Annotated in this window: 21 protein-coding genes and 2 pseudogenes; 10 read left to right on the plus strand and 13 right to left on the minus strand. The window is 66.9% G+C overall.

Translation table 11 applies throughout. From position 1 onward, the window contains the following. Positions 1–46: 46 nt before the first annotated feature. Positions 47–2881, plus strand: a complete 2835-nt coding sequence (locus tag WBL06_RS07115) for a discoidin domain-containing protein (RefSeq protein ID WP_424455289.1) — start codon at positions 47–49, stop codon at positions 2879–2881. A gap of 61 nt (positions 2882–2942) precedes the next feature. On the opposite strand, the gene WBL06_RS07120 is transcribed toward WBL06_RS07115, so the two are convergent. The 4 genes from WBL06_RS07120 to WBL06_RS07135 are packed head-to-tail and all read right to left on the minus strand — an operon-like array spanning position 2943 to position 4655. Then, entirely contained in the window at positions 2943–3281 is a 339-nt protein-coding gene (locus WBL06_RS07120; protein ID WP_424455290.1) for a DUF433 domain-containing protein, read from the minus strand. Positions 3282–3284: 3 nt separating this feature from the next. Beyond that, the gene (locus tag WBL06_RS07125; RefSeq protein ID WP_424455291.1) at positions 3285–3524 is read right to left on the minus strand and encodes a hypothetical protein; all 240 of its coding nucleotides are present in this window, start codon (positions 3522–3524) and stop codon (positions 3285–3287) included. A gap of 52 nt (positions 3525–3576) precedes the next feature. Then, positions 3577–4125 carry a DUF6036 family nucleotidyltransferase gene (locus tag WBL06_RS07130; RefSeq protein WP_424455292.1) on the minus strand — a complete coding sequence of 183 codons (549 nt, stop codon included), beginning with the start codon at positions 4123–4125 and terminating at the stop codon, positions 3577–3579. Continuing rightward, a complete protein-coding gene (locus WBL06_RS07135) occupies positions 4122–4655 on the minus strand; it encodes a hypothetical protein (protein ID WP_424455293.1) in 534 nt (177 codons plus the stop codon). The genes WBL06_RS07130 and WBL06_RS07135 overlap by 4 nt, the downstream gene beginning before the upstream one ends. A gap of 128 nt (positions 4656–4783) precedes the next feature. Between WBL06_RS07135 and WBL06_RS07140 the strand changes: the two genes are divergently transcribed. Together WBL06_RS07140 and WBL06_RS07145 are read left to right on the plus strand one after the other, a co-directional pair. Next, entirely contained in the window at positions 4784–5122 is a 339-nt protein-coding gene (locus WBL06_RS07140) for a hypothetical protein (RefSeq protein WP_424455294.1), read from the plus strand. Then, positions 5119–5352, plus strand: coding sequence for a rhomboid family intramembrane serine protease (locus tag WBL06_RS07145; protein WP_424455295.1), 234 nt, complete (start codon positions 5119–5121; stop codon positions 5350–5352). Before WBL06_RS07140 ends, WBL06_RS07145 begins: the two co-directional genes overlap by 4 nt. Positions 5353–5375: 23 nt before the next feature. On the opposite strand, the gene WBL06_RS07150 is transcribed toward WBL06_RS07145, so the two are convergent. From WBL06_RS07150 to WBL06_RS07165, 4 genes are all read right to left on the minus strand, one after another. Further along, complete coding sequence (locus WBL06_RS07150) at positions 5376–6743, minus strand: glycoside hydrolase family 1 protein (RefSeq protein WP_424455296.1); 1368 nt, start codon at positions 6741–6743, stop codon at positions 5376–5378. Between the two features lie 32 nt (positions 6744–6775). Further along, on the minus strand, positions 6776–7612 hold the full coding sequence (locus WBL06_RS07155) for a carbohydrate ABC transporter permease (RefSeq protein ID WP_424455297.1): 837 nt from the start codon (positions 7610–7612) through the stop codon (positions 6776–6778). Continuing rightward, entirely contained in the window at positions 7609–8490 is an 882-nt protein-coding gene (locus WBL06_RS07160; protein ID WP_424455298.1) for a carbohydrate ABC transporter permease, read from the minus strand. The genes WBL06_RS07155 and WBL06_RS07160 overlap by 4 nt, the downstream gene beginning before the upstream one ends. An 83-nt stretch (positions 8491–8573) precedes the next feature. Continuing rightward, entirely contained in the window at positions 8574–9851 is a 1278-nt protein-coding gene (locus WBL06_RS07165; RefSeq protein ID WP_424455299.1) for an ABC transporter substrate-binding protein, read from the minus strand. A 188-nt stretch (positions 9852–10039) separates the two neighbouring features. On the opposite strand from WBL06_RS07165, the gene WBL06_RS07170 reads away from it, so the two are divergent. Together WBL06_RS07170 and WBL06_RS07175 are read left to right on the plus strand one after the other, a co-directional pair. After that, entirely contained in the window at positions 10040–11257 is a 1218-nt protein-coding gene (locus tag WBL06_RS07170; protein ID WP_424455300.1) for an ROK family protein, read from the plus strand. A 40-nt stretch (positions 11258–11297) separates the two neighbouring features. Further along, positions 11298–11465 (plus strand): annotated as a pseudogene (locus tag WBL06_RS07175) (IS256 family transposase); the annotation flags it as partial. Positions 11466–11716: 251 nt separating this feature from the next. On the opposite strand, the pseudogene WBL06_RS07180 reads toward WBL06_RS07175, so the two are convergent. Next, positions 11717–12160: pseudogene (locus WBL06_RS07180) on the minus strand (Asp-tRNA(Asn)/Glu-tRNA(Gln) amidotransferase subunit GatB); the annotation flags it as partial. Between the two features lie 133 nt (positions 12161–12293). Here WBL06_RS07180 and WBL06_RS07185 point away from each other — a divergent pair. Both WBL06_RS07185 and WBL06_RS07190 read left to right on the plus strand, forming a co-directional pair. Then, complete coding sequence (locus WBL06_RS07185; RefSeq protein ID WP_424455301.1) at positions 12294–12596, plus strand: helix-turn-helix domain-containing protein; 303 nt, start codon at positions 12294–12296, stop codon at positions 12594–12596. A gap of 6 nt (positions 12597–12602) precedes the next feature. Next, positions 12603–13883, plus strand: a complete 1281-nt coding sequence (locus tag WBL06_RS07190) for a type II toxin-antitoxin system HipA family toxin (RefSeq protein WP_424455302.1) — start codon at positions 12603–12605, stop codon at positions 13881–13883. Positions 13884–13893: 10 nt separating this feature from the next. Here WBL06_RS07190 and WBL06_RS07195 read toward each other — a convergent pair whose 3' ends face one another. Together WBL06_RS07195 and WBL06_RS07200 are read right to left on the minus strand one after the other, a co-directional pair. Further along, complete coding sequence (locus WBL06_RS07195; protein WP_424455303.1) at positions 13894–14388, minus strand: type II toxin-antitoxin system RelE/ParE family toxin; 495 nt, start codon at positions 14386–14388, stop codon at positions 13894–13896. Beyond that, positions 14385–14636: an addiction module protein gene (locus WBL06_RS07200; protein ID WP_424455304.1), complete on the minus strand. Its 252-nt coding sequence runs from the start codon at positions 14634–14636 to the stop codon at positions 14385–14387. The genes WBL06_RS07195 and WBL06_RS07200 overlap by 4 nt, the downstream gene beginning before the upstream one ends. 121 nt (positions 14637–14757) lie before the next feature. Here WBL06_RS07200 and WBL06_RS07205 point away from each other — a divergent pair, with 121 nt between their 5' ends. Both WBL06_RS07205 and WBL06_RS07210 read left to right on the plus strand, forming a co-directional pair. Then, on the plus strand, positions 14758–16863 hold the full coding sequence (locus WBL06_RS07205; RefSeq protein ID WP_424455305.1) for a UvrD-helicase domain-containing protein: 2106 nt from the start codon (positions 14758–14760) through the stop codon (positions 16861–16863). Continuing rightward, entirely contained in the window at positions 16860–17420 is a 561-nt protein-coding gene (locus tag WBL06_RS07210; protein ID WP_424455306.1) for a hypothetical protein, read from the plus strand. The genes WBL06_RS07205 and WBL06_RS07210 overlap by 4 nt, the downstream gene beginning before the upstream one ends. An 83-nt stretch (positions 17421–17503) precedes the next feature. On the opposite strand, the gene WBL06_RS07215 is transcribed toward WBL06_RS07210, so the two are convergent. Next, on the minus strand, positions 17504–17683 hold the full coding sequence (locus WBL06_RS07215) for a hypothetical protein (protein ID WP_424455307.1): 180 nt from the start codon (positions 17681–17683) through the stop codon (positions 17504–17506). A gap of 95 nt (positions 17684–17778) precedes the next feature. Between WBL06_RS07215 and WBL06_RS07220 the strand changes: the two genes are divergently transcribed. Next, on the plus strand, positions 17779–18528 hold the full coding sequence (locus tag WBL06_RS07220; protein ID WP_424455308.1) for a DUF6919 domain-containing protein: 750 nt from the start codon (positions 17779–17781) through the stop codon (positions 18526–18528). Here WBL06_RS07220 and WBL06_RS07225 read toward each other — a convergent pair. Further along, positions 18510–19058, minus strand: a complete 549-nt coding sequence (locus tag WBL06_RS07225; protein WP_424455309.1) for a hypothetical protein — start codon at positions 19056–19058, stop codon at positions 18510–18512. The genes WBL06_RS07220 and WBL06_RS07225 overlap by 19 nt on opposite strands. Positions 19059–19105: the final 47 nt, after the last annotated feature.

The following is a 19105-nucleotide window of genomic DNA, read 5'->3' on the forward strand; positions in this document are numbered from 1 at the left end:
TCAACCGTCCCCGGCGTGCTCCGCCGGGGTGTGATCGAGGAGGATCATGAAAGGGAAGACGTTCGCGGGGGCTCTGCTCACCGCAACACTCATGGCCGTGGCGCTGACACCGCCGATGGCGGCCAACGCCGCATTGGGGGCCGCCGACTTCATCAAAGCCAGCGGCAACGTGCTGAAGCTGAACTCCGGCACCGGCAGCACCATCAACCTGCGCGGCACCAACGTCGGCGGCTGGCTCACCCAGGAAGACTGGATGTCGCCCCTCGGCGAGTACGCCGTCGACCGCACCGGGTGGTCGGCCACGGCCTCCGCCGGCACCGCCGGCAACGCGATCAACGGGTCCGGCACCTCGCGGTGGACGACCAACTCCAACCAGACCGGCTCGGAGTGGCTGCAGATCTCACTCGGCGCCGCGACGGTGTTCAACCGGCTGGCGATGGACAACACCGCCAACGCCGGGCAGTACCCGCGCACCGTCGACATCGAGGTCTCGAGCAACGGCTCCACGTGGGTGAGCGTCGCGACCCAACCCGGCACCGACGGTGTGACGAACGTCAAGTTCTCCCCCCAGGTCGCGAGCTACGTTCGCGTGCGGCAGACGGCATCCGCCGCCGCGCTGTGGTCGGTCGGTGAGCTCAACCTCTTCAACGACCCCGTTCTGCACAACGGCACGCACACCGCCACGGCGTTTGCGACCGCCGGGGGGACGACGGCAGCGAATGCGCTCGACGGCAACGTCTCGACGGTGTGGCAGAGCGGCACCGCGCAGGCTCCGGGTCAGACGTTCACGATCGACCTCGGTCGCAACGTCGACATGGACAAAGTGCTGCTCGACGCCGGCTCGGCGACGGCGAACGACTACCCGCGCATCTGGGACGTCTACGTGTCGTGGGACAACGTCACCTACACGCAGGTGGCGAGCGGCTTCGGCACGAACCGCGTCATCCAGGCCGACTTCCAGGGCACCAAGAACGGGCGCTACCTGCGGATCGCCTCGAACGGAACGTCGAGCCAATGGTGGTCGATCGCCGAAGTCGCGATCTCGAGCGGAACAGCGCTCGACCGCGGCGGGTGGGCGATGAGTGCCTCCGTGGGCGCGAGCCCGGCCAACATGGTCGACGGCACCGTGTCGACGCGTTGGACCACGGGAGCTGCTCAGACCAACGGCCAGTACATCCAGGCCGACATGGGCGCGCTCGTGACCCTCAACAACGTCACGATCGACACCGCCAAGAACACCTCCGACGAGACCGACTACGCGCGCGGCTACACGCTGCAGCTGTCGAAGAACGGCTCGACGTGGACCACCGTGGCGACGGGAGTCGGCACGTTCAAGGCGACCACCATCGGGTTCGTCGCGCAGGCGGCCCGGTACTTCCGGCTCACGCAGACCGGATCCTCGGGATCGTGGTGGTCGATCGGCGAACTGACCGCCGGTCTCTACAACGACGACTACTCGTTGCAGTTGACGATGGCCGACCGCTTCGGCACGGGTGGAGCGCAGACCATCATCGACGCCCACCAGGACACCTGGCTCACCGAGACCGACCTCGACAACCTCGACGCCGCGGGATTCAACTTCGTGCGCGTGCCGATCGGCTGGAACACGTTCCTCAACCTCGACGGCTCATGGAAGTCGAACCCCTGGGAGAAGATCGACTGGGTCATCGACGAGTTGAGCGAGCGCGGCATCTACACGCTCATCGACCTGCACACCGTGCCCGGCGGCGGATGCCCGTGGGGCAGCTGCGGTCGCATCGGCCCGAACCCCAACGGGTTCTGGGGCAGCTCGACCTACCAGGACTGGGTCGTCGACATCTGGGAAGAGATCGCCACGCGGTACGAGGGCGAACCGGCCGTCGCCGGCTACGACCTCATCAACGAGCCCCTCATCGACTACGGCGAGGATGCGGACGACGTCACGCAGAAGAGCAACTACTACGACCGGCTCTACGACGCGGTTCGGGCGATCGACCCCGATCACACGATCTTCTTCGGCGCGTTCTTCAGCGTGAGCGCGATCGCCCACCCGTCGACGTACGGCTGGACGAACGTCGTCTACGAGTACCACCCGTACGACATGCCCAACTCGAAGAACTGGACGTCGCAGAACCAGCTCGTCACCAACGAGCTGAACGGTCTCGCGGCGAAGCTGTCGAACCCGGGCGTGCCGATCCTCTACGGCGAGTACTCGCTCTACTACAACGACGACGTCTGGTCGCGGTTCATGGCCGGTTTGAACGCGTCGAACGTGTCGTGGTCGGCATGGACCTACAAGGTGCGTGGCACGGCATCCGACGGCTTTGCGTACTGGGGCATGTACTACGACAACCAGAAGCCGATCCCCGTTATCAACTCCGACGACTCGGCGACGTACATCTCGAAACTCGGCCAGTTCGGCACCGCCAACTTCACACAGAACGCCCGATTCGTCGCGACGCTCTCGAAGTACGCAGGTGGGCTGTCGACCTACAACCCGGTGGCGATCAGCCACTCGGGCTGGACGGCGACCGCGTCGAGTACCGCGGGCGGCACGTCGACCGCGGGCGGGATCGACGGCGTCGGCGGCGGTAGCTGGGCGAACGGCGCAGCGATGGCCGGCGGAGAGTGGTACCGCATCGACATGGGATCGAACCGCACAGTGGCGATGGTCACCGTGCAGACCCCCTCGGGCAACACGTGGGACTACCCGCGCGGCTTCACGCTCGAAGCGTCGACCAACGGCACCACCTGGACGACCCTCGCCACGGGGATCGCCTACGGCTGGAAGCGCCCGGTCTCGGTGACCCCGACGACGGCCCGCTACCTGCGCATCACCCAAACCGGCAGTGCGCCGCAGTGGTGGACGATCGACGAGGTGACCGTGTACTCCTCGTACTGACGTCTGCTGGGCGCGGTGTGGCCTCCTCGTGCGGGTGCGAGGGGGCCACACCGTTTTGCTGTCAAGAAATGGCGGCGGCGTACTCGAGGCACGCGATGATGTCTTCTTCTTCGAGGTAGGGATACTCGGCCAGGATGTCGGCGTGCGTCGCGCCTGCAGCAAGTAGCGAAAGCACATCGGTAGCACGGATGCGCATCCCGCGCACGGTGGGACGCCCGTTCATGACCTCCAGGTCGACGGTGATCCGGTCGATCCGCGGCAGGACCCCATGAGGGCCGACCTTCGCGAAGATGTACTGACCGGCTCGCGGTCCACGAGTGGGCTCGGGATTCAGCGATTCGAAGCGGCGAATGGTCTCCTTCGCCGTCAGCGTCTCGTCGTCTGCCCAGTCACGTTCCATGGGTCACGTACGCCGGTTGGCCGCCCGCGCCCGTGCGAGGGCGATCGTTTGCCGGCCGCTGACCGGCTGCACGGTGCCACTGGTCAGTTCGTCATGGCGCCGGTCGATCGCCTCATCCCAGGCGGCAACGATGTCGGCCTGCTCCGACTCCCCCATCCGCTGAAGCGCAAGCGCGGCAATTTCGCGCTCGTCGGCATCGAGGGTCTTGCCCGCCTCGATGTACTCAGTCAGCCTCGGGGTCACGCCGACAGTGTACGACTGCGTCCCGACAGGACCCGAGCCCTCGAGCCCCGTGCTAACGACGCGCGAGACCGATCACGAACTGACGAGCGACGCGCTTACGGGCGGGTTCGACACGCGGGTCGGAGATCTCGTCGAGACGATTCCGCAGGAGTCGCGGGTCGATGAGACCGGCGTCGACGAGGGCCGCCACGAACTCCCGATCCTTTTCTTCGTTGCGGGCCATCTTTGACGCGCAGAGGTCGTGCGCCTCCGGGCAGATACCGAAGAACCCAGGATGCTCAGTCACCTCGATCTCGACGGCACGTTCGCGCCAGCGGTCGGGCAGCACCGCCGTGTTCGCCGACACGGCGTCGATGTAGAAGTCGCGGTCGTTCGCCCACTCGGAGTCCTGTCCGGCCAGCACCCACAGCTTGTTGGAGAGGTGGTCGGCGATGTCGTGCTCGGGTGCGATGTCCGCCTCGGCAGACATCGTCGCAGCCGGTGGCAGTTCTTCCTCGGGCCAGGTCGCGAGGATCGCCTGCGAACCGACGACGATCACGCGGTTCTGGCCCACGATCTCGCAGGCGCGCAGAATCGCCTCTTCAAGTTGTCGGCGCTTCACGAGACCACCGCCAACGCCCGCGCGAGAACTTCTTCCCGCTCTTCGGACGACAACAGCCCGGTGAACGGCGAGACGCTTCGCATGTCGATGTCGTGCTGAGTCGTGCCCAGCATGACGACGACCAGCCCGCCGACATCCCGATCCTCGATGAGCTGCGCCCACTGATCGAGCCACTCGAGAGCGCCGCCTCTGAGACCGGTCCGCATCGAGCCGAGCTGTGACCGCGCCGACTCGAGAACGACTTCCGGGTCTGTGACGAGCTTGGTCGCGATCGAGCGATGCAGTTCAAGCCCAAGACGCTGTTCACGCCGCTCAAGCCGCTCGAACGCGATCGTCTGAGCGCGTGACCGCACCGAGAGCCGCTCCCCCATCGCAGCCAGTGCCCGGTGAAGAGTTTCGACCTGAATCGTTCCGGCCGCTTCCGAGCGTTCCCAGTCGACGACAGTAGGGGCGGCGACGCCGCATCGCCGCGCGAGTTCGCGCACACCGACGGCGCGACGGTGCCTCGCATCGCGGATCAAGGCGGTCATGGTCTTCCTCCAAGCGTAAGGTCACAGCCTAACACTCCGAGCAGAATGCACCTGCCCTTGAACAGGCGCTGCCGCCCGCACGCCACGGCTGGGGGGCGCGGGCACTGCGACCGCTCCGCTCGGGGTTAGTGACCTACACGCTGATGGCGCTCGTCGTCGTCGCCTACGCGTGGCAGGGGCTCAGCGGCGGGGCGCTCACCTCGGCCTGGGTGCTCAACCCGACGGTCGTCGGAGTGGAACCGTGGCGGCTGGGGGAAGGCGCGCTTCCTCGCGCTGTACTTCGCGGCGGCGCTCGGCGGGTCGATGGGCGTGCTCTCGCTGTACGCCCTCGCGATCGCCACCGACGGCGCCAGCATCGTGTCCACCGGGGGATTCCTCCAGCCGAACTCGGCGCTCGGCGCCTCGGCGCGATCTTCAGGCTGCTCGGGGCCTATCTGACGCTGCGCGCGCAATCAGGGTCAACGTGACGCAGTTGCTGATCTTGCTCGGCATCAACGTCGCGCTCGGCTTCGTCGCGAGCGGGATCGCGTGGGACGCGCACCTCGGCGGGTTGCTCGTCGGTGCCGCAATCGGCTGGGTGTATCGACGCACTCGGCGACCCGTGCAGCGCAGGGCACAGACACTCGCGGTGGTCGGAATCATCGTGCGGTTGCTTCTCGTCTTCGTGTTCGTCGTCGCGAGCGCCCCCGCCTTCTAGGGCTGTAGCACGAGGGGCTTCCGTCAGCCCGCCTGCCGCTCCCGAACCGGCGAGGCGGCGGCGCGTGAGATGCGCTCACGGTAGCGTTCGGCGCTCGCCTTCGGAGTGAGGTGACCGCTCGGGTAGTCGGTGTAAAACAGCCCGTACCGCAGCTGGAATCCGTGGGACCACTCGAAGTTGTCCATGAGCGACCAAAAGTAGTACGCCTCGACACGCACGCCGCGCTCGACGGCATCCTCGAGGGCGTCGAGGTAGCGGTCGATGAACGCGACCCGCTCGACGTCGTTGCAGCGCCCGTCGGGGCTGAGGTAGTCCCACAGCCCGATGCCGTTCTCGGTCACCCAGATCGGCAGGTCCGGGGCGAGCGCGGACACGCGGGAGAGCACGCGCACGAAGCCGTCTGGACGCACCGCGACGCCGTTGGCGCTGCGCGGCTCCGGCACGGGCAGCTTCTCGATGCCGCGCACGATCGGGTCGTTCCCGTGCTCGGCGGCGCGGATCACGTTGTGCTCGTAATAGTTGATGCCGATGAAGTCGATCGGCACGGCCGCCGACGCGATGTCGATCCCGTCGAGCGCGGCGGCGAGCGCCGGCTCCCCGAAGTGGGCGGCGGTGTCGTCCGGGAGGCGTCCGGTGAGGATCGGCTCGAGGAACAGCCGGTTCTCGACGAGATCCGCTCGCCGGGTGGCCGCGACGTCTTCCGGAGAGGAGGACGCGGCTTCCAGGTCGGAGAGGTTGATCGCGAGGCCGATCCGCGCCTCGGGGTCGGCCGCGCGGAGAGCCCGCACGGCGGCACCGTGGGCGACGAGCTGCATGAGCGCGGCACGCAGGGCGGTCGGCTCGTGTCGGATGCCGGGGGCGTGCAGTCCGCTGAGGTGGCCGTGGAAGGCGGCGCAGAAGGGCTCGTTGATCGTGATCCAGTCGGAGACGAGGTCGCCGAACTCGCGGGCCGCGATCTCGGTGAAGTGCACGAACGCGTCGATGACGCCCGGGTCGGCCCACCCGCCGCGGTCCTGCAGCCACTGGGGAAGGTCCCAGTGGTACAGGGTCACGACCGGCTTCACCCCGCGCACCCGGAGTTCCCCGAGCACGCGGCGGTAGTAGGCGACGCCGGCGGGATTGACGTCACCCTCGGGGCCGGTGATCACGCGGCACCAGGCGATCGAGAGCCGGTAGGTCTCGACGCCGAGCCAGGCGATCGCGGCGAGCATCGGCTCGGGGTCGTCGTAGGCTCGGCACGCGACGGCGGCGGTGTCGCCGCGCGCGATCGTGCCGGGGCGGGCGGTGAACTCGTCCCAGATGCTCGCGACGCGACCATCGCCATCCGTCGCCCCCTCGATCTGGTAGGCGGCCGTGGCGCTCCCCCAGCGGATGCGCTCGCGTGCAGTCATTCGTACTCTCTCCTTGTCCGGCTCGCGCCGAGTCAATAACCGGCGCGCAGGCCGCGCAGCAGATAGCGCTGGAGCGCGAAACAGAGGATGACGGCGGGCAGCGTCAGCACGATGCCCCCGGCCATGAGCTCGCCCCAGTAGATCTTGTAACCCGTCTGCATCGCGAGCATCCCCGACGTCAGCGGCATGACGTCGGAGTCGGTGATGAAGGTCATCGGGAACAGCAGGTCGGTCCATCCGGCGAGGAAGCTGAACAGCACCGCCGTCATCACCCCGGGTCGGGCGAGCGGCAGCACGATGCGCCGGAACACCGCGAACGGCGACAGCCCGTCGAGTTCCGCCGCCTCCTCGACCTCTTTCGGCACCGACTCGAAGAACGGGATGAGGATCCACACGACGAACGGCAGGTTGAGCACCGTGACGCCGACGATGACGCTCGTCACCGAGTTCAGCAATCCCAGCGACTGCATGACGATGTAGAGCGGCACGACGAGGGCTGCCGGAGTCACCATGCGGGCGAGCATGAGGAATGCGAGCGCGATGCGGCTGCCGCGCCACGGGTAGCGGGCGAAGCCGTAGGCCGCGAGCCCCCCGAGCACGACGCTCAGCACGACGGTGGCGAGCGCGATGACCACCGAGTTGACGAACGACGTGTCGAAGTTGAAGCGGGTCACGAGGTTGACGTAGTGCTCCACCGAGAACGCCTCGGGCGCGCGGAGCGGGTCGGTCGTGAAGATGTCGGCGTCGAGCTTGAACGACGTGTAGGCCATCCAGGCCATCGGAACGAGCATGAGCACCCCGGCGACCGTGAGCGCGACCGCCGATCCGGTGACGACCCGGCGCTTACGCGCCTGATAGGAGACGCTCATCGCGCGACCCTCCGCTGGGAGATCAGCAGCGCGGCGCCGAAGATGAGCGAGATCGCGAGAGCCAGCACTGCTTGCGCGGAGGCCGACCCGAAGTCGAGGTGGGTGAACGCGGTGCGCCAGATCAGCAGGGGCAGCACCCGCGTCTCGTCGCCAGGGCCGCCGGCGGTCGTCGCGAAGACGGTGTCGAAGACTTTCGTGAACGCGTCGACGGCGCGGAACGCGGCGGTGATGACGAGCACCGGCAGGATCGACGGGATGGTGATCGAGAAGAACTGCCGCAGCGATCCGGCGCCGTCGATCGCGGCCGCCTCGTACTGGGTCGGTTCGATCGACATCACCGCGGCCAGCAGTACGAAGAGCACGAACGGCGTCATCTTCCAGGCGTCGATCGCGATGATCGACAGCAGCGGGAAGTCGACGAGCCACGGGGTGCGCGAGCCGAGCGCGGCGTTGACGGGACCGAACTGGGTGTCCAGCAGCATCCGCCACGCGTACGCGCCGGCGATCGCCGGAACCGCGAACGGGATGATGTAGGCCGACCCGAGCACGCGGGCGTAGACCCGGCCGGCGCGGCTGCGCGCCCCGAGCATGACGTTGGCCAGTAGCACGGCACACACGGTTCCGATCACGATCTCGATGAGCACGGATGCGACCGTGAACTGGAGGGTGACGAGCAGCGAGCTGGTCACCGTGGAGTCGGTGACGAGGGCGACGAAGTTCGAGAACCCCGCGGGGACGACCTCGTTCGAGCTCAGGGGGCGGTAGGTGTGGAACGAGAGGTAGCCGAGATACACGAGCGGGTACGCCATCACGGCCACGACGAACAGCAGCGTCGGCACCGTGAACGCGAGCCCGACCCGGTTGCGGCGGGAGAACACGTGCCCCCGGTCCGCTGCCCGTCGGCGGGGGTACCGCCGCGGGGAGGGGGAGCCCTCCCCGCGGCGGATGGTGGAGCCAATCGTCACTCGACGGCCTTGCGCCCGGCGAACTTCTCGTTCTGCAGCCAGCTCGCGGCCTCGGCAGGAGTGAGCTCACCCGAGGTGACCTTGGCGATGGCTTCCGAAACTCCGGAGCCCAGCTCGCCCGACCACGTCGTGTGCAGGTAGCTCAGCTCGGAGGCCACCGACTTGAGCATCTCCAGCTCGGGCAGCGCCTCGGCGAAGGCATCCGAGTCCTGTTGCGACTGGAGCACCGGCAGGTTGCCGGTCAGCCCGACCTGCGCGAGCTGGAACTCGTCGGTGAGCATCCAGGCGATGAACTCACCGGCGGCGTCGGGGTTCGGTGCGGCCTCCGGGATGGTGGCGAGCATCGCCCCGAGGTGGGTCGAGACGCCGGCCGGCGGAGCGATCGCGATCTGGTCGCCCATCTCGGCCGAGAGCAGGTTCCAGGCGTAGAGCCAGTTCTGGTAGATCGCGACGGAGCCGGCCTTCATCTGGTTGTCGCAGTCGAAGAAGCTCAGCGCCTCCCAGCCCGGAGCCTGCAGCGAGGTGAGCGCCGAGATGTACTCGAACGCCTTGACGTGCTCCGGCGTGTCGAGCGTGAGCTCGCCGGTCTCCAGGTCACCGAAGTTGGCGCCCTGCCCGTAGACGAAGTACGTGTCGTCGAGGAAGACCGACCAGTTCACGCCCCCGAGGCAGGTGCCGTAGAGGCCCTCGTCGGGGCGGTTGAAGAAGGTCGCGACCTCGACGAGTTCGTCGAACGTGGTCGGGGCCGCGAGCTCGTGACCGTACCGCGCCTCGAAGGCGGCCTGCTCCTCGGGGTCGCCGAACAGGTCGGCCCGGTAGTACGTCACCGGGAAGTTGTAGTACTGCGGGGCACCGACGAAGGCGCCGTCCGAGGTCGTGAACAGTTCGTTGTTCACGACATCGGCGATGACATCCTCGCCGAGGTACGACGTGAGGTCTTGCACGTGCGCGTTCTCGAGCATCCACACGGCGTCGTCACCGCCGCCGAGGAAGACGACGTCGTAGGTTCCCGCGTCCTGAGCGAGTTCGGCGACCTTGCGCTGACCCCAGACGTCGCGAGCGACCTTGTCGACCTCGACCTCGATGCCGGACTCGGCGGCGAAGTTCGCAGCCTCGGCGGCGAGTGCGTCGGTCTCGGGGCCTTCGACCGCGAGAACGCGGATCGTCACGGCGTCCGAAGCGGAGCCCGGAGCGCACGCGCCGAGCGTTGCGATGGCCAGCGTTCCGACGACCGCGACGGCCGCCAGTCGCCGACCGGCGAGATGGTTAGTCATGTTCTTCTCCTCGTTGAGCAGTTCAGTCTTGCAGGGGTGGATGGGGTGTCACCGGGCGAAGGGATCGCCGCGTCGACTTATGCTAGACATTATTCTAAGTTCTGGCAATTGCAAGTCCGCCACCTACGCCAGACTGTGAGGGCGCCGATTCAGGCGGGAGCCCGGCACGCAGACGAAGGAGACGGCGAATGGCCAAGAAGGCGTCCGTCCGCGACGTTCGCAAAACCAATCGCGCCCTCGTCGTGCGCCACCTCCTGCTGAGCGGAGAGACCTCGCGCGGTTCGGTGACCAGCGCGACCGGACTGTCCACCGCGACCGTCAACAACGTCATCGCGGAACTGATCAACGAAGGCAGCGTGCGCGAGGGCGGCTTCCTCGATTCTGAAGGCGGTCGGCGCAGCGCCCTGCTCGGCCTCGACCCGGATGCCGCGATCGTGTTCGGTGCGGATGTCGGCGAATCGGCGACCCGGGTGGAAGCCTTCGATCTCACCCTCAACCGGCTCGGCTCTCGACGGTCGGACTTCGCCGGACGCCACGTCGAGCCCGCGCACGTCATGGATGTCGTGGTGGCTCACGTCGACGAGCTTCTCAAGGAGCTCGGTTGCGAGCGACGGGCTGTGCTCGGCCTCGGTCTCGGCGTTCCCGGGATCGTCGAACACCCCGCGCAAGCACCCGACGGCCGAGAATCGGTGGTTCATGCCCAAGTGATCGGGTGGGACCGCGTCGTCTTCACGGGCCTGTCGGAGCGACTCGGGTTCCCCGTGTATATCGACAACGGTGCGAAGACCACGACGCAGGCGGAGTCCTGGTACGGGTCGGCGCGCGGCGTCGAACACGCCGTCGTCGTCATCATCGGCGACGGAGCCGGAGCCGGCATCATCACCAACGGCCGGCTTTACCGCGGTTCCTCGAGCAGCGCCGGCGAGTGGGGCCACACCAAGATCAGCCTCGACGGCATCCGCTGCCGGTGCGGCTCACGCGGCTGCGTCGAGACCTTCGTCGGCGCATCCGCCGTCCTGGAACGCTGGCTCGGCGCCGACCACGAATGGGTGAGTCGCAACGCCGAGGGAGTCGAGGCCTTGTTCGACGCCTCGCGTGCCGGGGAGGCCACCGCGCGCGCCGCGATCGAGAACCTCGTCACGCACCTCGGCCTCGCCCTGTCGAATCTCGTCAACCTCTACGACCCGCAGAAGATCATCGTCGGCGGATGGTTCGGCGACCGAATCGCCGAAGAGCTGCTGCCCGAGCTCGGAGCGGCGGTGCGGCGCTTTTCGCTCGAACAGCCCGCGGACGAGGTCGTCGTCGAACGCAGCACCCTCGGTCAGGAAGCCGTCGCCCTCGGCGCCGCGACGCTGCCGATCGACCGGTTCATCGAGACGGGTTGGCCAGCGTCCCACCTCCGCTGACGGGCGGAGCGGCCGGAGATCCGGATGCAGCCGTCTCAGCCGCGACGCAATCATCCAACTCGTCGGTGCGGTTCTCGCCGAACAAACCGACGAATGGGCCGAAGGATGCCGCTACTTCGGCCTCGACATCCTCCCCAAATCCCGAATCAGGCTCATCGCCACCAACCCCGAGGAGGTGACCGACCCCAACCTCGCGCTCAGCGCCTGAGCGTCGCCTCGAAGATCACGCCGCTACACCACCGCACGGGAGTTGACCGGGCTTCCTGTCGCGAGCGTCGACTATGTCTTCATGGTGGCTAGCGGCGACGCGTCGGCAAAAGTCGTTCGCCCGACGTCCGGGCAGGTCGCCGAAGCGACTCGCGACCTGGCCGAGTATGAACTCGCGACACCGAGTCATCTGTATCTTGAACTTCTTCGCCATGCAATCGTGAACTCTTGGGATGTCTCGCAACTCGACCGACCACGAGCTGCGACAACCTCCGCCGGGCGCCCCTCCCCCGCGATCACGCCTTCGAGCACCTGGCGAGCCAGCCGGTCGGTCAGCTCCCCGGACTCCACCAAAGCGATGAGCTCCGACACGTGCAGCGGTGACACGAGCGACGCGGCATCCACACCCGCGGCGTTCGCGAGCCGCGCGATCTCACCTGTCCACCACTTGCGAGCCTGAGCCGGCGCGGCGCCGAAGCCGACCGTCTCTTCGATCTCGACGAGCAGACCGGCGTTGGCGACATCCCGGAACTCGAGCTCCGTGAACCCCCACGTCTCACGCAACCGCCGACGCCGCACCGCGGGTGCCTCGGGCAGCGCAGCACGCAACGAAGCGACCAGCTCAGCGGGCGGCTCGATCGGCAGCAGGTCGGGCTCGGGGAAGTACCGGTAGTCGTCGGCATCCGACTTCACCCGCGCCATCTTGATCTTGATCTTGAGCTTGATCTTGATCTTGATCTTGATCCTGGCGATCTTCCAGATCTTATGGCTAGAATACTGCGCATTGCCTCCATTAATGAGCAAGTTTCTATCCATAGGAGCAACGATCATGTCCACGCGTTCATCCGTTCTGACCGAACGCGATCTTGGCGCGCTCGGGCAGAACATCCGCCGCTGGCGAAAGCTAGTCGGGTGGACTTCCGAGATCGCAGCCGAACGTGCCGGCATCACACGCACAACCCTGCGCGCCATCGAGAACGGTGAGAGTGTGCGCAGTGAGAGCCTCATGTCTGTGCTCAGCGCCCTCGGAATTGCGGCAGCAGTGATCCAGTCGACAGACCCGCTCAACAGCGACCTCGGCCGATTGAATGCCGAGCGGATGCTGCCCCAACGAGTCAGCGCCCGTCGGTAGGCATCCATGGCTACCCCGATCGAACGCGTGTCGGTGCACGTGCAATTGCCGTCGGGTGACGAGGTTCTGGTGGGCGAGGCCACCAACCTCACCGCTCCTGGCTTTCAGCGACGCGCGCTCGGCTTCGAGTACGACCTCGGCTACCTGACCAACGCGGCCGCGTACGAGCTTTCGCCGGACCTCCCCATGCAACGGGGGGTCACCACCACGATGATGAACCGAACCACCCTCGGAGCCTTCGCAGACGCGATGCCCGACAGCTGGGGTAGGCGAATCATCCAAGCCGCGCACCGATCCGACGGTTCCCGCTCGCGCACCCCGCTCGACGACTTCGGATTGCTGATCGGCGCCAACGACCTGACGCGGCTGGGAGCGCTCCGCTTCACCGAGCTAGGCAGCTCCGCCTACCTTTCACAGCCGGCAGACGCCGTCGCGGGTGAGATCGAACTTCCTGACCTGCTCGCGGCAGCCGAACGCTTTGCCGAGAGCCGCGAAGACGAAGACGACCTGCGTCGATTGCTGGCTGCCGGAACGTCCGCGGGGGGTGCACGACCCAAAGCTACGATCCGACGCAACGACGGTCGCTTGGCGCTCGCGAAGTTCCCCCACCCCGAAGACCGAGGCGACGTCGAGGCGTGGGAGGCGACATGCCTCCACCTCGCCCGGCACGTTGGGATTGCCACGCCGAAGTTCGAGCACGTACGCCTGACCGAGGGGCGCTCGATGCTGCTGCTCGAGCGTTTCGATCGAACTGCGGACGGTCGGCGCATCGGTTACCTGAGCGCCGAAAGCCTCGTACTGCGTGCAGCCAACGAGGTCGTCGACTACGCGACCCTGGCCGATCACCTGGCTCGTCGGAGCGCTGCCCCGTCCGCAGACCTTGAAGACCTGTTCCGACGAGTCACCCTGTCGCTGCTCGTGAACAACGTCGACGACCACATGAAGAACCACGGGGTTCTTCGTCAGTCGGGTGGTTGGCGACTGTCGCCGGTGTTCGACGTCAATCCGCAGCGCGTGACCGGCGCGATCGAGGCGACACCGATCTCACCCGGCGCAGACCCCGTCGACCGTGACATCCGCGACCTGGTTGCCAGCGCGGGGGCCTTCGGGCTTTCGCAGACGCGGGCGGCCAGAATCGTCGCGGATGTCGAGGTCGGCACCCGCGACTGGGGACGCATCGCCGTGGAGCAGTTCGGCGTTCACCCTGACGCCGTTCCGTCGATGGCGAGAGCGTTCGACGGTCCCAACCGCACCGCGGCCAACGAAGTGGCGAGTGAGCTTCTTTGATCGCACCGCTCTAGTCGGCCCTGACGTCGCCCTCCGGCGTCGAGTCTGCGTCTGAGTCGGTCGTCACGGGAACGAAGAGGTGTTGGCCCTTGCGAGGCCCTCTCGTGGGCTCAGGGTTGAGCGCTTCGAATCGACGGAGGGTTTCCTCCGCCGACATCGTCTCGTCATCCGCCCAGTCGCGTGCCACCGGATTCCCGAAACGAGCGCGCCAGTAGGCGGCATCCCGCTGGTGGTGTGCGTAGGCGAGGACGACGATTCGGTCACCGCCCACGAAGTAGACGATGCCGACGGGGAAGCCCTGCACCTGCTTGACCCGCAGGACCGGCTGGCGATCCCATCCCGGGTAGGGGCGCCAAGCGTCAGGAAATCCGACGATCGCCTCGATCGCAGCATCGACGGCTTCGAGGAAGTCCAGACCCAGGCCGACGTGTTCGCGCTCATAGAAGCGCGCCTGCTGCAGGAGTTCCTCGTGAGCCTCGGCGCGCTCATCGCGCGACAGCGTCACTCGGAAGTCGCCGCCAACTCGGCGCGGATCTTCGCGTGCGATTCCTCAACGTTGACGACGTTCTTGTTGCCGCCGAGGTAGTCATCGACGCGGCGTCCGACCTCGGCGCGCCACGCGGCTTCGACCTCAGCCGGGTCCTCGGCCGATCCCTCATCGAGCGTTAGGAGCACCTGATAAGCGACGTCAGCGCGCTGTGCGTGCGTCATCGCCTTGACGGTCTCCAAGACCTCTGCGACCTCCGGTGCCATGCCTCGAGTGTACGGCGGGACCCTGACGCGGGCTGAGGTTCTCCACGCCTGACCCCTGAACAGGCGCTGCCGCAAGCACCTCGTGGGCACCAAACTGAGGTTCACGCACGATCGGGGGATCATGGCCGGGGGATCATCGGCGACACTGCAGGCGGATGCCGCGCAGGGTCTCGCAGACGAGTTGCGCCGCCAGGCGGCCGTCCACGAGCAGATGGTGGCGAACTACCACGCCGCCGCCGCGAGCGAACGCCGCCTCGAGAAGACCCTCGCGCCGCTGCGCAACCACGGCTATCACGTACTCGCCGACCGCCAGTGGCCCGGCAGCCGCAAGGCCCAGGTCGACTTTCTCGTCGTCGGCCCTTCCGGGGTGTTCATCGTCGACGCCAAGTCGTGGCGCGATGTGCGCATCCAGCGCACCGGCGAAGGCACCCGGGTGTTCCAGGGTGACGACGACGTCACCGACCGCTTCGACGGGCTCATCTCTCTCGGCGACACGATCGCCGACATCCTCGAGGACATCCACCTCGCCCCCGGCCAGGTTCGCACGCTCGCGGTGTTCACCAACCGCCGCGACCTGAAAGCGACGGTGAGCGGCGTCGAGCTCATGAGCGAACCCGCTGTCGTGGAACGCATCCTCAGCGCCGGCCGCCGCCTGTCCGAGGTCGAGGTCGAGCGGGTCTTGCGCGCCCTCACCGAAGCGTGCCCGCCCTACGCCGCGAGCGCGACCCCGGCATCCGTCGTGGTGAGCGCTCCCCCGGCCGTCGCCCCCGCACCCGAGCCACAGCCCGAGGAACCCGCCCTCCTCACCGTCGACGAGGTGCAGGATGCCGCGTACGCGGGCCTCGCCGCCGAACCGATCGAGTCGTGGATGGCGTTCCTGCATCCCGACCAGATCCGGGTGGTGCGCCGCTCGTTCAACGGCCCCAGTCGCATCCGCGGAGCCGCCGGCACCGGCAAGACCGTCGTCGGACTGCACCGCGCCGCCCACATCGCGCGGCTGCATCCGGGGCGGGTGCTGGTCACCACCTACGTGCGCACGCTGCCCGAGGTGCTGAGAACGCTGTTCCGGCGACTCGCCCCCGAGGCCTCCGAGCGCGTCGACTTCATCAGCATCCATGCGTTCGCGAGAAGCCTGCTGCGGGCGCACGGCATCACCGTCAAACTCGATTCCGTTGCCGCCGACCAGATCTGGAACACCGTGTGGCGACGCCACGGCGCCCCTGGCGAGGTCGGCGCGATCGACCGCGATCAGCGTTACTGGCAAGACGAGATCGCATCCGTGATCAAGGGCCGCGGCCTCGCCTCCCTCGAGGAGTACGAGAACTGCAGCCGATTCGGCCGCGAACGCCGGCTCACCCTCCCCCAGCGCGCCGCCGTGTGGCGCCTCTATCTCGCGTACGAGACCGAACTGCGCGCCGCCGACGTGTGGGATTTCGCCGACGTCATCCTGCACGCCGAAGCCACCGTCACCCCCGGATCTTCCGCCTACCGCGCCGTCGTCATCGACGAAGCCCAAGACCTGTCGGCGGCGATGATCCGCCTGCTGCACCGCCTCGTCGGCGACGAACCGGACGCCTTCAACCTCATCGGCGACGGCCAGCAGTCGATCTACCCCGGCGGCTACACCCTCGGCGAACTCGGCATCTCGATCGCCGGCCGCGGCGTCGTCATGACCCGCAACTACCGCAACACCCGCGAGATCGCCACGTTCGCCGCATCGCTGGTCGGCGACTCCGGCTTCGTCGACATCGAAAGCGGACTGCGAGGCCGAATGGATGCCGCTGAAGTTCTGCGCGAAGGGGCGGCTCCGGCGATCGCACGGTTCCCGACGGTGGCGGCACACGACGCCGCACTCGTCGCCCGGGTGCGAGAGCTGCTCGCGACGCCCGGAGTGCACCCCGGGGATGTCGCGGTGCTCGCGATGCACAGGTGGGAGGTGTCGTCGGTGGTCAAGTTGCTCGGAGCTGCGGAGGTGCCGGTGGTCGACTTGGCGAAGTACGACGGCCGCGTCGCCGCGGCGGTGAAAGTCGGCACGATCAAGCGCGCGAAAGGGCTCGAGTTCAAGCACGTGCTCGTCGCCCACACCCCGGCGCGGTTGGTGGGTCCGGCGGCTGTTCCCGAGAACGGTCAGGATGCCGGGGAGCGGGTCGAGATGGAGCGGCGCGAGCTGTACGTGGCGATGACCCGCGCACGGGACGGGCTCTGGGTCGGAGTATTGGCTCCATGAGCCCCGAACTCAACGTCGATGCTCGTCGGCTGAGCATCGCCACGACGGCATACGACTTCATCGAGGCCGAGGTGCGTCCGTTCCTCGCAGCCGGTGGTCGGCTTTGGTCAAAGGGATCCCTCGGATATCCGAGCCGCCTGCGGCAGATGACCCGCGGGCTGGAGTCCGCCTCGGTGCCATTCGCTACCCGTGACGCGATGCTTCTCCCACCCGCTCATCGAGAGATCGAGCATGTTCTGCCCATGAAACGGGTTCTGATCGAGATCGTCGACCCACGACAATCTGATCCCCGATCCAACAGCGACCCCGCGCCCATCGCGGGCGGGCCGGCGACATCGCCTGAGCACCTCCTTTCGATCTTCGATCTGCTCGTGGTCAAGTGCTGGGTGACCGCCGAGGAGCACAAGCGACTCAATCGCGTGGGTCGCAGTCTGCAGTGGGATGCTCCAGGCGGTGATGGCTGGCAAAGGTATCGGCTCGCAGAGGTCGTCGCGTACCCGGTATCCGCCGACGGCGATCTAGGCGTCTCCTCGAGAACCCCTCTTCGCGGGATCTAGGTTGATATTCGTCACCAGGCAGCCTCGACGCGCCTGCGCACGATCCCACCGTCGGTCAAGGTCCTCAGAAGTCGTTCGATCGCTCACGACGCACGGGCGAAGTGTCGTCGCACCTTGCTTGCTTGGTCGGGCGTCAGCTTCCACCGGGTCTCGACCGATCGATTGAGCTTGCCGTAGGTCGCTCGCAAGAACGCACGGATGCGCTTCGCATCGATTCCGAGTTCTTTCGCCAAGTCCGCCGGAGTCACGTCGTCGGAGGTCACACCAGCACGGTAGCGGGCACGACCGAAGTTAGGGAATCGGTGGAGGTCAACGGAGCCCTCGTGTGAGGTCGGCGGCGGGCAGTACCCTCACCGTCATGAGCGAGTCCACCGATCCCGTTCGCCTGAGGGTCGATGAGTCCACTCCCAAGACGTTGGCGTGGATGATCGAGAAGGGTGTTCCGCTCGACGACGATGGCGTGTTCTTGCTCTCTTCTGAGTTGCGCCCCGAGCAGCACCGGGTGTGGAACGACGAACTCGACGAGCAGGCCGAGGACTACTTCTCACAGCAAGGGAACGTTTGGAACGAGGTGCGCACCTTCGCTGACCTTCAGCACGCGATGATTCGTTTCGTCTCGGGCGAGGAACCCATGACCCCTTGGCATGCCGCAGCACTGAACGAGGAGAGCAGCGAGATCCAGGACAAGCTCATCCGCATCAACGAACTGGGCGCCATCACCTTCGGCTCTCAGCCAGGACGGGACGACCAATGGGGACGGCAGCGCGCCTACCTTCAGGTGCTCGTTGATGATGCGCTCGTTCCGACGCTTAGGACCCTCGCGGACGCAAACGGCCTCGTCTTCGCTTCCAACCCGCACCAGGCGCTCGAACCGGCGTACGGGCAGTTTACCGTGACCGAGGACTCGGACGGCGAGGGCCATACCTTCGCCCCTATCGGGATTGGCTACCCCATCGATTCGTCCTATCCGAGCATCCCAGCGATTCAGGCGATCACCGCGAGCACGACGACCGTTGACCTTGCCGACACCGACTGGAACATCAATCGGCTCTTCGACCTCGTGATTGGGGTGCTCGAATCCCGGAGCGTTCAGCAGGTTCGCTCGTAGCTGTCCAAGAGGTTGCCGTACACGATCCTGGCCTGGTCGAGTTCAGGGTTTGCCCACGTCACGCCGGAGGTGTCGGTGGTCTCCCACGACGGGGCGTTGGGGTCGGTGGGAACGGGCGGCGGCGATTCGAGCCGTTGAATCTCGGCTGCCTTCGCATTGAGCTGCGTTTCGAGGTCAGCGCAGACTTGAAGCTGCTCCTGCTCGGCGGCCTTTTCGGCAGCGATGGACTGAGACACGACGCCGTTCAAGATGAAGACCGCTGTAACCGCGATGACGATGGGCAGCCAGATCCACCTCCGCCAGCCATCCCAGTCCTTCACTCTTGCGGCCATTACGAGACCTGATACGAGCGCGAGCAGGCCCGGACCAGTACCGGCTTCGAGCCGCACGAAATCGGCCATTCCGAAGAGCGAGATTGCGACGAACTGGGCGGCACCCGTTGCTGCCGCGACCAAGAGAGCGGTCGCGGCGAAGACCTTGAACCTGGCGAGCGCGGTCGCGGGTTCGGTTGCAGGAGTAGTCGTCGTCATCTGCTTGCCCTGTCACTCAGCACGGATCGGGTTCCGCTGAGCATGAA

This window comes from Pseudolysinimonas sp. (assembly GCF_049651805.1).
Taxonomy (GTDB): domain Bacteria; phylum Actinomycetota; class Actinomycetes; order Actinomycetales; family Microbacteriaceae; genus Pseudolysinimonas_A.

Coding starts and splice junctions, on each gene's coding strand:
- WBL06_RS07155 (WP_424455297.1), bottom strand. CDS start 7,612: ATGAGCGTCTCCTATCAGGCGCGTAAGCGCCGGGTCGTCACCGGATCG.
- WBL06_RS07210 (WP_424455306.1), top strand. CDS start 16,860: ATGAGCCCCGAACTCAACGTCGATGCTCGTCGGCTGAGCATCGCCACG.
- WBL06_RS07120 (WP_424455290.1), bottom strand. CDS start 3,281: ATGGAACGTGACTGGGCAGACGACGAGACGCTGACGGCGAAGGAGACC.
- WBL06_RS07170 (WP_424455300.1), top strand. CDS start 10,040: ATGGCCAAGAAGGCGTCCGTCCGCGACGTTCGCAAAACCAATCGCGCC.
- WBL06_RS07185 (WP_424455301.1), top strand. CDS start 12,294: ATGTCCACGCGTTCATCCGTTCTGACCGAACGCGATCTTGGCGCGCTC.
- WBL06_RS07190 (WP_424455302.1), top strand. CDS start 12,603: ATGGCTACCCCGATCGAACGCGTGTCGGTGCACGTGCAATTGCCGTCG.
- WBL06_RS07200 (WP_424455304.1), bottom strand. CDS start 14,636: ATGGCACCGGAGGTCGCAGAGGTCTTGGAGACCGTCAAGGCGATGACG.
- WBL06_RS07115 (WP_424455289.1), top strand. CDS start 47: ATGAAAGGGAAGACGTTCGCGGGGGCTCTGCTCACCGCAACACTCATG.
- WBL06_RS07220 (WP_424455308.1), top strand. CDS start 17,779: ATGAGCGAGTCCACCGATCCCGTTCGCCTGAGGGTCGATGAGTCCACT.
- WBL06_RS07150 (WP_424455296.1), bottom strand. CDS start 6,743: ATGACTGCACGCGAGCGCATCCGCTGGGGGAGCGCCACGGCCGCCTAC.
- WBL06_RS07165 (WP_424455299.1), bottom strand. CDS start 9,851: ATGACTAACCATCTCGCCGGTCGGCGACTGGCGGCCGTCGCGGTCGTC.
- WBL06_RS07225 (WP_424455309.1), bottom strand. CDS start 19,058: ATGACGACGACTACTCCTGCAACCGAACCCGCGACCGCGCTCGCCAGG.
- WBL06_RS07135 (WP_424455293.1), bottom strand. CDS start 4,655: ATGACCGCCTTGATCCGCGATGCGAGGCACCGTCGCGCCGTCGGTGTG.
- WBL06_RS07205 (WP_424455305.1), top strand. CDS start 14,758: ATGGCCGGGGGATCATCGGCGACACTGCAGGCGGATGCCGCGCAGGGT.